This window comes from Phenylobacterium sp. SCN 70-31 (assembly GCF_001724605.1).
Taxonomy (GTDB): domain Bacteria; phylum Pseudomonadota; class Alphaproteobacteria; order Caulobacterales; family Caulobacteraceae; genus Phenylobacterium.
Window position 1 is genome coordinate 177,705 of record NZ_MEEX01000009.1, and the last position, 13,284, is coordinate 190,988.

Consider the following 13,284-nt stretch of genomic DNA (forward strand, 5'->3'; position numbering starts at 1 on the left):
CTCCCAGGACGTCAGCTTTCCGGCGCGCAGCGGATCAGGGCCTCGCGCGCCCGCGTCGGCGTGTCGTCCAGCCCCAGGTCGTCGAACAGCCCCGGCGGCGCCGGATCGTCCACGGCGCTTGCATCCCTCGGGGCGCGGACTATCTTCAGCGCCCCGGCATCGTTTCGGACGTTGGGATCGGCGAGCTTGCCCAGGCGAGCGGCATCGATCGTGCCGGGAACCCTCAGCATCGACCACAGCCCGAGCTGCCGCTTCCCCGTGCGCACCTGCTGCAGCACCAGCGTGCTCCCGTCCGCCAGGGTCTTGGCCAGCATCACCAGCGGCTTGCCCTGCTTGTCCTTCAGGCCGAACAGCGCCAGGTCCGGCGCGGCCAGCAGTTCGGGAAGGTCGCGCAGGTCCCGGTCGGTCACTGCGACCTGCCCGCGGTTCGCCTCATGCGCCGGATCTCCGTGGTTCTTCATCACGTGACGCACGCCACTGGTGTCGAAGACGTGTGCGTAGCCCTCCAGGTCCAGGCCGGCCGCTTTCGCCTCGGCGGCCAGCCAGGGCGAGACCTCGCCCAGCCGCGCCGTCGCGTGCGCGTTCCCCGGCGCCGACGCGGCCTTCAGCACCCGGTCGATCTCGGCCGCCATGCCGGCGCGCACGTCGCCGGTCTCCAGGCCGATGTCCTCCAGCGCCGGTTCCGCCTGGGCCTTCGCCGCCGCGCCCGCCGGGTCCCCGAACGGCTGCACCACGGCCTCGGCCTGGGCGGTCGGCGGCTTGGGGTCGATGCTGGCCCCGCGCAGGTCGTCCAGCCGCTCGCCCGCCGCCAGCGCCTCGCGCAGCGCCTTCAGCACCGTGCGTGACGCCAGCCCCGGCGCCTCGCCCTTCACCACCCGCGCCGCCGCCGCGGCCATCGCCTCGCCGACCGGGCCGTGCCGCAGCGCCAGCTTCGCCGACACCTCCAGCGCCGCCCGGTCCAGGGCCAGGCGCGCCTGGTTGGCGTCGCGGGCCAGGGCGTTGCCGCCGGCCTCGATCGCATCAGCATGGCGGACCAACTGGTTGAAAAGCTTCGCGTCGCGCGCCAGGGCGCGCTTGACGGCCGCCGCGATCTTCGCCCGGCCGATCATGGCCGAGACGCTGGGGTCGTACCCGAACAGGTCGGTCTGATCGCCCTCGGTCCGGATCCACTCGTCCTGCAGGCTCTCCACCACCAGGGCGCGGGCCTCGTCCACATTGGCGGGCTCGGCCTGCTTCATCAGGGACACCATGTTCTCGTGGAGGTCCGGCCGATGGCCGGCGTTCAACCCGATCTCGGCGGCGTGGCGTTCGTCGATCACCTTGTTCACCACGGCGCGGAAGGCCGGCTCGCTCAGCTTGGCCAGTCCCCGCGCCTGGGCGATGAACTCCCCCGTCACCGGCAGGGACCGGTCCTCCAGGGCGTCCGGCGCGTCCCGGAACACCTTGGCCGCGTCCAGGGGCGAACCCGAGCCTTCGCGGATGTTCTTCAGGGCGGCCACCACCCGCACGTCCTCGGCCCGCCAGCCGTCGCGCGCGCGGAACAGGTAGCCGTCCAGGCTGTGCTCGAACCCCCGGTCGTCGTTCAGCCGGCGGATCAGGCCGAACCGCTGGTGCCCGTCGGCCACGAACGAACGCCCCGCCGCATCTTCCCAGATCAGCACCCGGCCCGCCGCCAGCGGGTCCCACGCCTCGACGCCGCGCAGCCGGGCGGTGACGCCGTCCTGGTCGCCCCCGGCCTTGTACTGGAACCGCGCCGGGTCCGTGGTCAGCCCGGCCGGGTCGAACGCCTGGGCGTAGATCGGCCGGCCGCGATACATCGCCACGTCCGGGCCGCCGCCGGCGTCCGGGCTGAACAGGTCGGCCAGGTCCCGCGCCGGCTCCAGCGGCGGCGGCGGCGCGCCGGTGGCCAGGGCCTGGGCCGCCCGGTCGAAGTCGTCCCCAGTCACGTCGCCGAGGGCGGCCACGTCGAGATCGTCCCGGTTCAGCACCGCCGCCGCCCCGCGTTCGGCCGGCGACGCGTCGGGCCGCAGCGCCCGCCAGGCCGCCCGGCCGACCGAGAACGCCCCCTCGAACACCGCGCCGCCCACGGCCCCGGCGGCCACGTCCGCGGCGGCGTCCCCGAGGTCTCGCGACGGACCGCCGTACACCCGCGCATCCTCCAGCTTCCCCGGCTGCGCCAGCGCCTCGGCCCCCGCGCCCGCCCCGGCCTGGGCCAGCATCCGGGCCGCCAGCCCGCGCCCGGCCCCCCAGCCGCCCGTGGCCAGCGCCACGCCGAGCTGGCGCGGATCGGCCATCACGCCCACCGTCTGTCCGGCGAAGGCGCCCACCAGCCCGCCCATCCCCTGGTCGGCCGTGGCGTCCGCCCGCCCGCGCGAGGCGTTCCACTGGCCCTGAAGCCGCTGCATCATCGCCGCGCGGGTTTCCACCCCGGCCAGCGCGGCCGTGGTCTCGCGCAGCTTGTCCAGCTCGGCTTCGTAATCGTCGTCGCTCAGCACCCCCGGCCGACCCAGCAGGGCCGCGTTGATGCGGTCGGTCGGGATCGCCGCGTCCAGCACGCGCTGAAGCGGATCGCGCTGCGCCGTCGGCTCGCCTGTCAGGCTCTGGGCCAGCGGCAGCTTGCGTCCCGTCAACCGCTCGGCCTCCCGGTGCCGCGCCCAGAGCGCCGCCCGCACCTCTTCTTCGCGCCGGCCGTCCGCCGACCGGGCGCTGTCGTCCAGGTTCGGCCCGAACGCTGCGCCGGCCGCATCCCAGAACGGAACCCGCGCCGTCGTGCCCACCGGCCGTTCGGGCGGACGCGACAGCGGCGAACCGCCATAGACCCCGAACCATTGCGGCATCACGCGGGTCCCTCGACCCTGGCCCGGAGCGCGATCGGCCGGCGGGCGACAGGTTGCTGCATAAGGACGCTCATCGGTCCACCGCCCCCGCGCCCAGGCGGTTCGCGAGGTCGTCGCGGGCGTCGTCCCAATCGAAGGTGAACGCCCGCCCACCCGGCGCGGCCATGACCCGGCCCTGCCGGTCCAGCAGGCGGTACCGGCCGTCCGGAAGCTGCTCCAGCCGGGCGCGGCCGATCTCGGCCGCCGACACCGGGGTTCCATCCCCGTGCACCGGCCCGCCCCGGCCCGCCGTCCAGCGCGCCGCCAGCACGTCCAGGGCGTCGTCGGCCTGATCGGCGGCCAGCCACGACGGGATCAGCACCGGCTGGCCGTTCAGCCGCGAGACGCCGCCGTACACCCGGCCGTTCCGGGTGCTGGCCCCCAGGGCGCCGGCCACATAGTAGGCCGCCGACCGCGCTTCCCCGCCCTGAAGGTCGGCCAGCAACGCCGCCTCCGCCGTCGCCTGCGCCGCCAGCCGCAGTTCGGGCATGGCCGCGAACACGGTCTTCAGCTCGTCCAGCCGGGCGCGGATGCCCGCCGCCTCCGGCGACTTGTCCAGGGTGGCGCCCTGCTTCTTCAGCGCCAGCCCCTGGGCCGCCCGGTCGGCGAACCGCTCCACGCCCGCCGTCGCCAGCGCCGCCAGGTGCAGGGTCACGCCCGCTTCCCCCTGGCGGCCGATCTCGCCCAGCAGGCTGCGCGCCGCCGCCGGGCCGACCGCCGCCATCGCCTCGCGCGCGAAATCCACGGCCGCGGTCGGATCGCGGTCGATCATGTCCTTGTAGAAGGCCGCCTCCCCCTCGGTCAGCATCCGCAGCGGGGCGCGATAGGTCCGCTGCATCATGTCGCCCACCGCCAGCCGGCCTTGCAGCGCGGTGCGGAACGCGGGGCCGCTGGCGGTGTCGGGCAGCGGCGGCACGCTGGCCAGCGGCGCGCGCCCGTTGCCGCCCAGGGCGAACTTGATCGGGTCCGACGACAGGCCGGCCTGCACGTTGGCGAACGCCTGGTGGCGCGCGGCCTCGGCCCGCACCTTCCCCAGCCGGCTCAGCCAGCCCGGCAGGTCGTCGCCGTACTTCGCAGGGTCGGCCTTCGCCAGCCGCCGGTACTCGGCCTCGCGCAGCGCCAGATAGGCCCCCACGTCTCCGCCGCTCTCGGCCAGCCAGCGCCGCGCCTTCTCCGGCCCCTGGTTGAACGCCGCGTCGAACGCCACCACGGCCAGCCCCGGCGGCAGGCTGTCGCCGCCCACCGCCGTCCAGTACCTGCGCGCCCGCGCCACGGCCTGGGGCCGGGTCAGGGTCTTCACGTCGATGTCGGGGTGGAACGCCTGGGTGAACCCGAACTTGCTGGCGCCGCGGCCGTTGTCGTCGGGGTTCACCTTCGCCCCGCCCTCCAGGGCGTCGATCACGAACCCGGCCGCCTCGACGAAGCCCTTGCGGCTCCCGCCGCCGGTCAGGCTCCCCAGCGCCGCGCCCTCCAGGCCGCCCACCTCGATCGCGAAATCCGCCTTGGCCTTGAGGCCGGGATCGCCGCTGGCCGCCGCCGCCCGCTTCAGGGCGTCCGTGTCCACGTCGCCCCCGTAGCGCAGCGCCTCGATCAGGTCGGCCGCCAGCCGCGCCGAACGGCCCTTCGCCGCCTCGGTCAGTTGCAGCTTCTGCGCCGGCGGCAGCACCTTGTCGTATCGGCCGCTGTCCAGCTCGGCCGTCGCCGTGTCCAGGTCGCCCTTCAGGATCAGGCCCTGCACCCGCGCCGCCGCCAGCTCGCCCTGGTATTCGCGCAGCAGCGGGCCGCGCAGCGCCTTCGGAAGGCCGGCCAGCAGCTCCTCCGACGTGCTCGACGCCAGGGCGTAGGCCTCGGGATTTCCCAGCACGGCATTGACCGTGGTGGCCCGCGCCGCCTTCACGCTCTCCACCAGATAGGCCTGCGCCGCCCGCTGTTCCTGCTCGAACGCCTGGGCCTGAAGCCCCGGCCGCAGCCCCGCCAGCCGGGCCAGGAAGTCGGGCCGGTCGGCCTCGGGCACGGCCTCGGCCGCCGCCTGCGCCTGTTCGTCGAACAGGGCGGCGGCCCGCGTGGTGAAGTCGCGGGTCGATCCGTCGTAGCCGTCCGCCAGCGCCTGATAACCCGCGCCGTAGCTCGCCTGGAACCCCGTCAGGCCCAGGCTGATGTTCTGCGCCGACTGCGCGCGGCGCTGGTCGGCGATGATCTCGCCCCGCGCCTTCGCCTCGACGCCGATGGCCCGCCGGCCGGCGTCGGCCCGGTAGTCGTCGAGCTGGCGCTTCAGCGCCAGGCGCACCCCGTCGCCCAGCTTCGGATCCTCGGTCAGGCCCTTCGCCCAGGCGTCGAAATGGCTGGTCTCGAAATTGGCGAAGCCCGGCTCGCGGCCGTCGTAGCCCGCCGCCCGCTGCGCGAACCCGCTCTCGTATCCGGCCTGGGCGGTCTGCAACAGGGTGGCGGCGCGGCGGCTGTCGCGCTCGCCCACCGCCCGGCTCACCGCCTCCAGGCCCTCGGCCAGGTCGCCCAGGCCCAGGTCCGTCTGGCCGACCCCCGGGATGCTGGATCGCGCGCCCCGCGCGGGGCCGATGTCCAGGCTCTGCGGCAGCCGCGCCATCTACTTCGCCCCCCCGGCGTAGGCGCGCGCGAACCCGCCCAGCAGCGAGCCGCCGGCGCCCACGATCCCTTCCGTCAGGGCGTTCGAGCCCTGCGCCCGCGCCGCGCTGGCGTCGTTCCGCCGCGCCCAGGCCGCCGTCATCCCGGCGTAGCTGGTGTTCCGCGCCTTCATCAGGCTCTGGCGGCCAAGGTCGTCCAGCACCGCCAGCGCCGACCCGCGCAGCCCCCCGCCGCCGCCCGCCGCCGCGTTCACCGCCAGGTTGGCGGCCACGCGCTCGTCCTCCTCCAGCCCGAGCTGGGCGGCCAGACCGGCTTCCTGAAGGTCCAGACCGGCGCTGTACTCCAGCGCCTGGGCCCGCGCCTTCCCGGCTTTCTTGGCGCCGACCCCACCCAGGATCTTCCCCAGGGCGGAAAGTCCAGCCGAGGCGACGGCCAGCGCGGGGACGGGCGCCACCATGTCAGAGACCCTTCCGCATGAGTTTCCACACGCCGTCATCGTCCGGCGACGGCCGGAACCCCATGCTGGCCAGCAGGCGCTGCGCGGCGTCGGTGTCCGCGGGGACGGCGTAGATGCGCCAGCCGGCGCAGGTCGTCGCCATACCGCAGACCTCGGCCGCCAGCCGGGCGGCCTGCACCCACTGGCGCGGCGTGAGGTTTCCCAGGTAAGCCCACGCACCGTACGAGAATTCCCGCTCCAGCGGCGTCAGGCCGCCCAGGCCCAGGACCGTCACCCCGTCGTCGGCGATCAGCGTGTAGCGCGGGCCGTCGTGGAGCGCGCCGCCGGCATCGGCCAGATCGGCCGCAAAATCCGGCCTGGGCGTGAACCGCCGTTCGTCCCCGGCTTCGTAGGGGCGCAGCCTCAAGACCGCCCCTCCTCGTAGACCGGCCGGATCGCGTAGAGCTTCAGGTCGTAGGGCTTCAGGGTCTCGACGATCAGGCGCACGTCCGCGTCGGCCCCGCCGCCCAGCGTCACCTTCTTGCGCTTGCGGCGCACCACGGGGGTCGCGTCCCCCGGCCGGCGTTGCAGGATGGTGTCGGCGGGCACCGGCCGGTCGTCGGGTTCGTCCTGGTTCTCCGAACGCACCACGGCCTCGACGCCGGACAGGCTCACCCAGGCCGCCACCGGCCGCACGCGCTTGGCCAGCGACAGGCCCTCGCGCCTCGGGTCGAACATCCCGCTCTTGAACCGCCGGTGCAGCGGCAGGCCGACCACGGCGTGCGACACCGCCGCGTCCAGCGTCACCTGCCCGCTCGTGACGGTCTTCAGTCCCAGGTCCGCGCCGTCGCCCAGGACGAACACCTGCTCGCCCTCGAAATGGCTCAGGTTGCCGATCGTCGTGGCGGGCGCGCCCGAATAGCTGTCCGCGCAGTCCAGGAACATCTGCTCGTCCCGGGTCGCCAGGACGAAGTGCGCGCGCTGCACCGTTCCGGCCTTCACCCTCAGGGCCGCCACGTGCAGTCGGTCGCGGCCGTCGGCCCCCGGCGCGGTGCACAGGCTCTCGGCGAACCACCCACCCATGTCCTGCCGGCGCACGCCGATGACGCCATGTTCCCGGTGATAGGTCAGGCACGCCAGCCGGCCGTCCGCCAGCAGGAGCCACAGGTTGTTGTCCGGACGGCTCCAGGCCATGTCGGTGACGCCGACGCCGAACACGTGCTGCGACAGGATCGACAGGTCCCGGCCGTCCAGTTCGCTGTTCGCCCCGCCGCCCAGGGGCAGCTCGCGCAGCGTCGTCCCGCCCTTGGCGATGTGCAGGATGGTGGGCGGCGGCCCCTGCACCAGCACCGGCATGACGTCGGCCGATCCGTATTCCGAGATCCGGCGCGGCTTCACCGACGACGGCGTGATGGGGTCCTCGATCGTCGCCCCCGACACGATCCATTCCGCCTCGGTCGTGCCGGCCACCAGCACCAGGGCGTCGATCAGCCAGACGATCCGCGCCCGGCGGTCGCCCAGCGTGGTGCGGCAGGCGTCGTCGTCCACCACAAGCCCCGTGCCCAGGCCGGGCTTGAAATCGGCGAAGTCGGGGGTCCAGCCGGCCGTTCGCGTGAAGTCGATGGCGTCGGGGCGTTCGGGCGAGCCCGACAGCGCCAGCCGTTCCTCGCGCACCGCCACCAGCGCCGTCGGACGGCCGTGCACCAGCGAGAACGCCTGTTCCCGCCAGTTCGACGTGGCCACCGGGCCGCCGGTCAGGTCGAAGGGCGGCGTCCCCAGCGGCGAGGCGATCACCTGCGTCGGCGACGCGTAGGTATGGATCAGGAAGGCCGTGGCCCCGTCGTGGACGAAGGTCCAGCCCACCACCCCGTCGCTCACCGTGCCCTGTTCGTGGTTCGGCGGGGTGTTGCCCGTCGTGCCGCTACCGGCCGCCTGGTAGACCCGGCCCACGCTGATGACGTTCTCGCCCCCGGTCACGGCCGTGTTGGGCGCCCAGGTCTTCATGCCGGGATAGCCGCCGGGCGGCCGGATCAGCAGTTGCGATCCCACGTGACCGGCCTTGAACAGGCTCCACGTCGCCCCCGTGCAATCCACCTGGACGTCGTTCCCGCCCAGGTCGGTGAAGGTCAGCGTGCGGGTCTCGTCCGTGTTCTCGCCCAGCCAGGGGCCGTTCTTCATCGCCTGGACCGCCGTGCTCCAGGCGTCGTCCGCCGTCCGGCGCAGGGTCACGGGCAACAGACCGTCCCGGCTGGTGATGAAGCCCAGGTCGCCGATCTGCTTGAGGCGGAGGCCCGGCAGGTCCGCCGAGGAATAGCCGTGCGCGAATTCGTAGGGGATCGCGGGGTTCGACGGGTCCATGATCCGCGCGCCGCCGGCGGTCCAGACGCGGGCGTAGAGGTGCCCCATCTCCAGCACCAGGCCTTCGCCGTCGGCCAGCGCCCAGGGGAACAGCCGCTGGCGGTCGCCCTCGATCTTCGGCGCGCCCCGCCGCCAGAACCCGCCCCGGCTGGCGATGGCGCCCGTGGTCAGCCCCACGAAGTTCAGCGCCTCCTCGCAGCCGGTGGCCACCGGCTCCAGGTCGAACCGCTCCCACGCGTCCTCGCTGATCTCGCCGGACGCGAAGCTGTTGCTGAAACTGTCGAGGCGGGACATGCCGCCAGCATCGCGGGCACGGCGCGCACGTGGATAAGGCCCACGAAAAAGGCCCGGCGACACCGCCGGGCCAGTCAGGGAGGAACGCCCCGAGGGGCGAGGTCAGGATGGGTCGGCGGTCTGCGGCGTGGATAAGATCCAATCTTCCGCCAGAAGGTCGGCCTGTGACGCCAGCCAGGGCACGACGTAGCCCTGGGCGGTCTTCATATCGATGTGTGCGTGGTACTCGATCTCCGTTCCTTCATCATAGATGCCCAGGAGCGGCGCACGGTTGACGCGGAACCGCGAGCCGGGAACGAGGAAGAGGAACATTCCCTTACCGTTCCACCCTGCGCGGGCAACCATCGCCCCGGCCTTCAAAGCGGCTAGCGCCATGCCGAAGTCCATCTTGTCGGGATACATCGTCTGTCCTTCCAGAAACCGGCCCCATGCCGGCCTAGGAAGCTTCCCCCTCCGCCGCCGCCCGTGGTTAAGCCACCCGCCGCCGCAGGTCGGCCAGCCCGCTCGCCAGCCGGGGGTCTTCCCCGCCGTGCTGGCCGGCCTCGCCGCTCATGGCCTCCAGCGCCGCCGCCTCGGCGTCCTTCTTCAGGCGCGCGGCGCCCTCGTAGTCGCTCTTGAGCGGGCCGATGGCGCGCGACGCCAGCAGGAAGGCGATGTAGTTGCAGAGGTCGGCGCTGTAGGCCTCGTAGGGCTTCACCTCGCTGAAGCTCACGCGGAGGCTCCCGACGTTGGCCCGGATGACCGACCGCTCCGATCCGCCCACCGTCTCGGTCCCGATCTCGTAGGCCAGATCGGGCGGGCCATCCACCTCCCACACCTTGACCGCCGTCTGGGGGAGCAGGAAGGCGTTCGCCCATTTCCAGTTGGTCGGCGCCGGCGACACCGGGGCCAGGGTCAGATAGGACAGCGCGCACAGCCACGGGTGCCGCGACAGCGCCCGCCGCTCGGCCCCGGCCCGCCCGTCGAGCTGGGCCAGCACCTTGACCAGCGCCGCCGAGGGCGGGTCCTGGCCGATGTCCTCGAACCCCGGCTCGCCCATGTGGGCCATGGCCGCGTTGACGACTTCCTGCTTGACCGTGGACATCGTTTAAACCTCCAGGCGGCGTCGGATCGGGAGGTCCCGGAGGGCCGACGACCGCCGCCCAAGACAGCCGGCGGCGTCGGATCGGGAGGTCCCGAAGGGCCGACGACCGCCGCCCAAGAAGAACGCAAACGGGGCGGGCGTCTGGAAGGACCGCCCGCCCCGCGCTTCCGGCTGTTTTCGACAACCTGCCGGATCTCCGCCGCCCGCTCGCGATGTTGCGCAGCGCGGGGTGGGCGGCGAATGTCAGCCGGCCAGCAGGCGCTGGCCGACGAGTTGCCAGGTCACCGTCCCCGTGCCGGGGTCGGCCCCCTTGATCTTGGCGTAGACGGGCAACATCCCGCCCGGGTTGGCGGACAGGCCGTAGAGCTGCCAGAGCGGCTTCCAGTAGTCGGAGATGTTCACCGACTTCAGCGCGCTGCACGAGCCCGCCGCCGTGGTGACGTCCTGGCCGCCCACCAGGGCGTTCTCCGGCCCGGCGCTGCTGCCCGCCCCGCCGACGTCCATGGTCAGGCCGGCCCCGCCCAGGTCGTCGAACCAGATGACGCTCAGGATCGGGTCCAGCACCGCGTCCGCGGCCACCATCCCCAGCAGGATGCGGTCGTTCTGCGCGAAGGCGGTGACGAGTTCGAGGGTGTCGCGGATGAACACCTTGTCCGAGCCGCCCTTGCGGGCGCTCGAAACGCCCTTGGGGTTCGGGCCGGCGCCGGACGCCAGCACGGTCCCCACGAGGTCGCCGTTGTAGTCGGTCATGGTCCTGGTCTCTCGTGTTCCGGCCTCGGCCGGCGGCCGTCACGGCCGAAGGGGGGAATGGCGGAGGCTCGCGCCCCCGCCCGGTTCGGCGGCGCGCCTAGAAGACGTTCTCGGCGCAGTCCACGCCCAGCACGCCCGCGTCGTAGCGGCGCACCATGCCGCGCTCGACCTCGTAATAGGCGTACCAGCGGTAGGACTTGTCCTCGCGCTGGGTGATGCGCGCGTTCTTGATCGGCCGCTCCTTGTACTGCAGGGCGTCCTTGATCCAGGCCGCGCACCGGCGGACGTTGGCGGCGGGCGACTTCAGCCGCTGGCTGCGGATGAAGGTGAAGCCCATGAAGGTGTTGGTGTCGCCCTCGGCCAGCCGCTTCACGTTGGCGTAGTCGCTGGACGTCGCCGGGGTCGAGCTGAGCAGGTTGCCGAGCTGGACCGCCGAACAGGCGAAGAAGCGGTCGCCCTCCAGCTCCGTCTCGTCCAGGCGCACCTTGGCGGCGATCAACTTGCCGATCGTCAGCGGCAGATTGCCCGATCCCGGCACCACCTCGGCGTCGTGCAGGAACGACCGGTCGGTGACGTCGATGATGTTGGCGCCGGGGAAGGCCACGGCGGTCTCGCCGTTCTGGCCGTTGCGGCTGGGCGCGAACATCCCGTCGATGATGAAGTCGTCGGTGGCCCGGTGCTTGGCGTTCATCATCGACGCCATGCCGGCGCTGGTGGGGTCCTCCAGCATCCGCACCACTTCCAGGTCCTCCAGGAACTTGCCCTTCTGGAAGGCCTTGAAGAAACCGACGCGGCGCAGGTGGTTGAACTCCCCCTCGGGCGAGTTCGGGATGCGCGTGGTGACTTCCAGCTCCGGCTCGTTGTCCACGTCGAGGTCGTCGGCGTTGAACAGGGTGCCGGGCTTGGTGTGGTTCAGGTCGGCCAGCACGCCCTGCACCAGGCGCGAATTCGCCTGCTGGGGCATGAGCTTCAGGTTCGCTTCGAACCCGGGGACGTACTGTGCGGCTTCGTTGGACATGCGGTCCTCGCTGCGGCGCACGCTGCGCAAGGCAGGGCGGTGCGCTCTCGATCAAAGGTCTGGGTTTGATCGGCAGCGGTCCCCGGCCCCTCGCCGAAGCGAGGCGGCCGGACGCGAGCCTGGGGTTTGCGCCCCCCGGCGACCGCCCTCCTGCCGGACCGTTCGCGACGGGTTCCCGGTTCAGGCGATGGTGCTGGCCTGCCCTGATTTGCCCCGGCCCGTCAACTCTCCTCCCCCGCCTGGGGGAGATGTCTTGGCGCGAAGCGACAAGACGGGGGGGGGAGGCCCCCGCCTATCCCTTCTCGTTCAGGGTGGGGTTCTCGAACGCGAAATACCGCCGCCGCTCCTCGACCACGGCCGCGTGCATCGGGTGCGCCCCGTCGCGCAGGGCCTTGCCCTTCACCGGGTCGCTCTCCATCGCCAGCCGCGCGAACTTCGCCTCGGCCGGCGTCATCTTGCCGTCGGTCTTCGCCCGCCCCCCGTCGCCGCTCGGCCCCGGCTCCGCCAGCTTGTCGTTGATCTTGGCCAGGAACCGGAACAGCGACGGGCTGGCGCCCACGTTGTTGTTGAGGTCCAGTTCCTTGACCAGCTCGTCGCCGCCCAGGTCGGCCAGCAGCTTGCCGATCTCGCCCGCCGTCTGATCGTACTTGGCCCCGAACTCGGCCTTCAGCGCCGCCGCCGCCGCCGTGTTGGCCGTCTCCGTCGCCTGGGTTTCGGCCTGGGCCGCCGCCGCCGTCTCGGCCAGCCAGAAGTCCACCGCGTGCTGCACCATGGCCGGCGGATAGCCGCCCTTCTCGAACATGTGGGCTGCGAACTTCGCCCCCATGGCCTTGTCGGCGTCGTCGGCCGTCTCGCCCAGGTTCAGGGTGTAGCCGTCGGCCGTGTCGGGCGCGCCCAGCCGCTTGAAGACGTCGCGCGCGAACGCGTCCATCTCCTCGGGCTTGGTCGGCACGCGCAGGAGCTGGTCGGCCGGCGCGCCCAGCCGCTTCTCCAGCGCCACCGCCCCGTTCACGAAGTCCTGCAGGCTCTTGTAGCGCGCGACGATGGGCGAGCCCTTCAGGTCGTCGGACAGCCCGTCCGACCACAGCTTGTCGCCCCCAGCGCCGCCGCCGACGGTATCGGCCCCGCCTGCGCCGGCCGTCGTGTCCGCGCCCCCGCCTCCGGCCGAGGTGTCGGCCCCGCCGCCCCCAGCGCCGCCGCTTCCTCCGCCGCCGCTCCCGTCGTCGGGCGCCCTAGTCGAATTCGGGATCGTGTTCAGCATAGCCGCCGGCCGCAGGTTCATAGTCGGGTCCTTCCAGGCGACCAGTGAAGACCATGGCGATCGTGCTGGCCTGGTCGAAGCCCGCACGGGTCAGGATGTCGACGGCCAGGTCATGGCCGCCCTGGTGATAGGCCAGCGCCGTGGCGTCGGTCTTTTCGCCGCCGAACCGCCCGCCCACGCCCGCCATCTGCGCGATGTCGGCCAGCACCAGCCGGCCCAGCTCGCTCCCGAAGGTGGCGCGATACGCCTCGCCGAGCGCCGCCTCGTCCCCCGCCCGCATCCGCGCGATCAGCGCGAAGCCGTCGAAGGCCGGCGGCGGCGCGGCCGGCGGGGTCTTCCGGGGCTTGCGCGCCATCAGCCGGCCTTGCCCTTCCCGCGCTTCGCCGGGGCCGGCCGCATCGCCGGCCCCGGTTGGCTTCGCTCGGGGGGGTTATCCTGGGTCAGCCGGTCGCGCCGGCCGGGGTGCTCGCCGCACCAATCCTGCTCGTGCATGTGCGGGAGCGCCTGGCCGGCGCCCACAAGCACCGTCGGGGGGTACCGCTTGCACGTCCCGACGACCTGCTCGGCCGTCCGTGTCCCCCTGCGCCACACAAGCCAGAAAGGGCA

11 protein-coding genes are annotated in these 13,284 nt (G+C 73.0%); all 11 read right to left on the minus strand.

Annotated features, from left to right (window positions below; genetic code table 11):
* Positions 1–11: 11 nt before the first annotated feature.
* Positions 12–2,837 (minus strand): hypothetical protein, encoded by a 2,826-nt coding sequence (locus ABS78_RS09560; protein WP_293377681.1) that lies wholly within the window; start codon positions 2,835–2,837, stop codon positions 12–14.
* A gap of 70 nt (positions 2,838–2,907) precedes the next feature.
* Positions 2,908–5,478: a glycosyl hydrolase 108 family protein gene (locus ABS78_RS09565; RefSeq protein WP_293377684.1), complete on the minus strand. Its 2,571-nt coding sequence runs from the start codon at positions 5,476–5,478 to the stop codon at positions 2,908–2,910.
* Entirely contained in the window at positions 5,479–5,934 is a 456-nt protein-coding gene (locus ABS78_RS09570) for a hypothetical protein (protein WP_293377687.1), read from the minus strand.
* Between the two features lies 1 nt (position 5,935).
* Positions 5,936–6,340: a hypothetical protein gene (locus ABS78_RS09575; protein ID WP_293377690.1), complete on the minus strand. Its 405-nt coding sequence runs from the start codon at positions 6,338–6,340 to the stop codon at positions 5,936–5,938.
* The gene (locus tag ABS78_RS09580) at positions 6,337–8,565 is read right to left on the minus strand and encodes a hypothetical protein (RefSeq protein WP_293377693.1); all 2,229 of its coding nucleotides are present in this window, start codon (positions 8,563–8,565) and stop codon (positions 6,337–6,339) included. The genes ABS78_RS09575 and ABS78_RS09580 overlap by 4 nt, the downstream gene beginning before the upstream one ends.
* A 102-nt stretch (positions 8,566–8,667) precedes the next feature.
* Positions 8,668–8,967, minus strand: coding sequence for a DUF2829 domain-containing protein (locus tag ABS78_RS09585; protein ID WP_293377696.1), 300 nt, complete (start codon positions 8,965–8,967; stop codon positions 8,668–8,670).
* A gap of 67 nt (positions 8,968–9,034) precedes the next feature.
* On the minus strand, positions 9,035–9,649 hold the full coding sequence (locus tag ABS78_RS09590; protein ID WP_293377699.1) for a hypothetical protein: 615 nt from the start codon (positions 9,647–9,649) through the stop codon (positions 9,035–9,037).
* 243 nt (positions 9,650–9,892) lie between these two features.
* On the minus strand, positions 9,893–10,399 hold the full coding sequence (locus tag ABS78_RS09595; protein ID WP_293377702.1) for a hypothetical protein: 507 nt from the start codon (positions 10,397–10,399) through the stop codon (positions 9,893–9,895).
* 97 nt (positions 10,400–10,496) lie between these two features.
* Complete coding sequence (locus tag ABS78_RS09600; RefSeq protein WP_293377705.1) at positions 10,497–11,417, minus strand: phage capsid protein; 921 nt, start codon at positions 11,415–11,417, stop codon at positions 10,497–10,499.
* 292 nt (positions 11,418–11,709) lie between these two features.
* Positions 11,710–12,699, minus strand: a complete 990-nt coding sequence (locus ABS78_RS09605) for a hypothetical protein (protein ID WP_293377708.1) — start codon at positions 12,697–12,699, stop codon at positions 11,710–11,712.
* Positions 12,650–13,033, minus strand: a complete 384-nt coding sequence (locus tag ABS78_RS09610) for a hypothetical protein (RefSeq protein ID WP_293377711.1) — start codon at positions 13,031–13,033, stop codon at positions 12,650–12,652. Before ABS78_RS09610 ends, ABS78_RS09605 begins: the two co-directional genes overlap by 50 nt.
* Positions 13,034–13,284 lie beyond the last annotated feature (251 nt).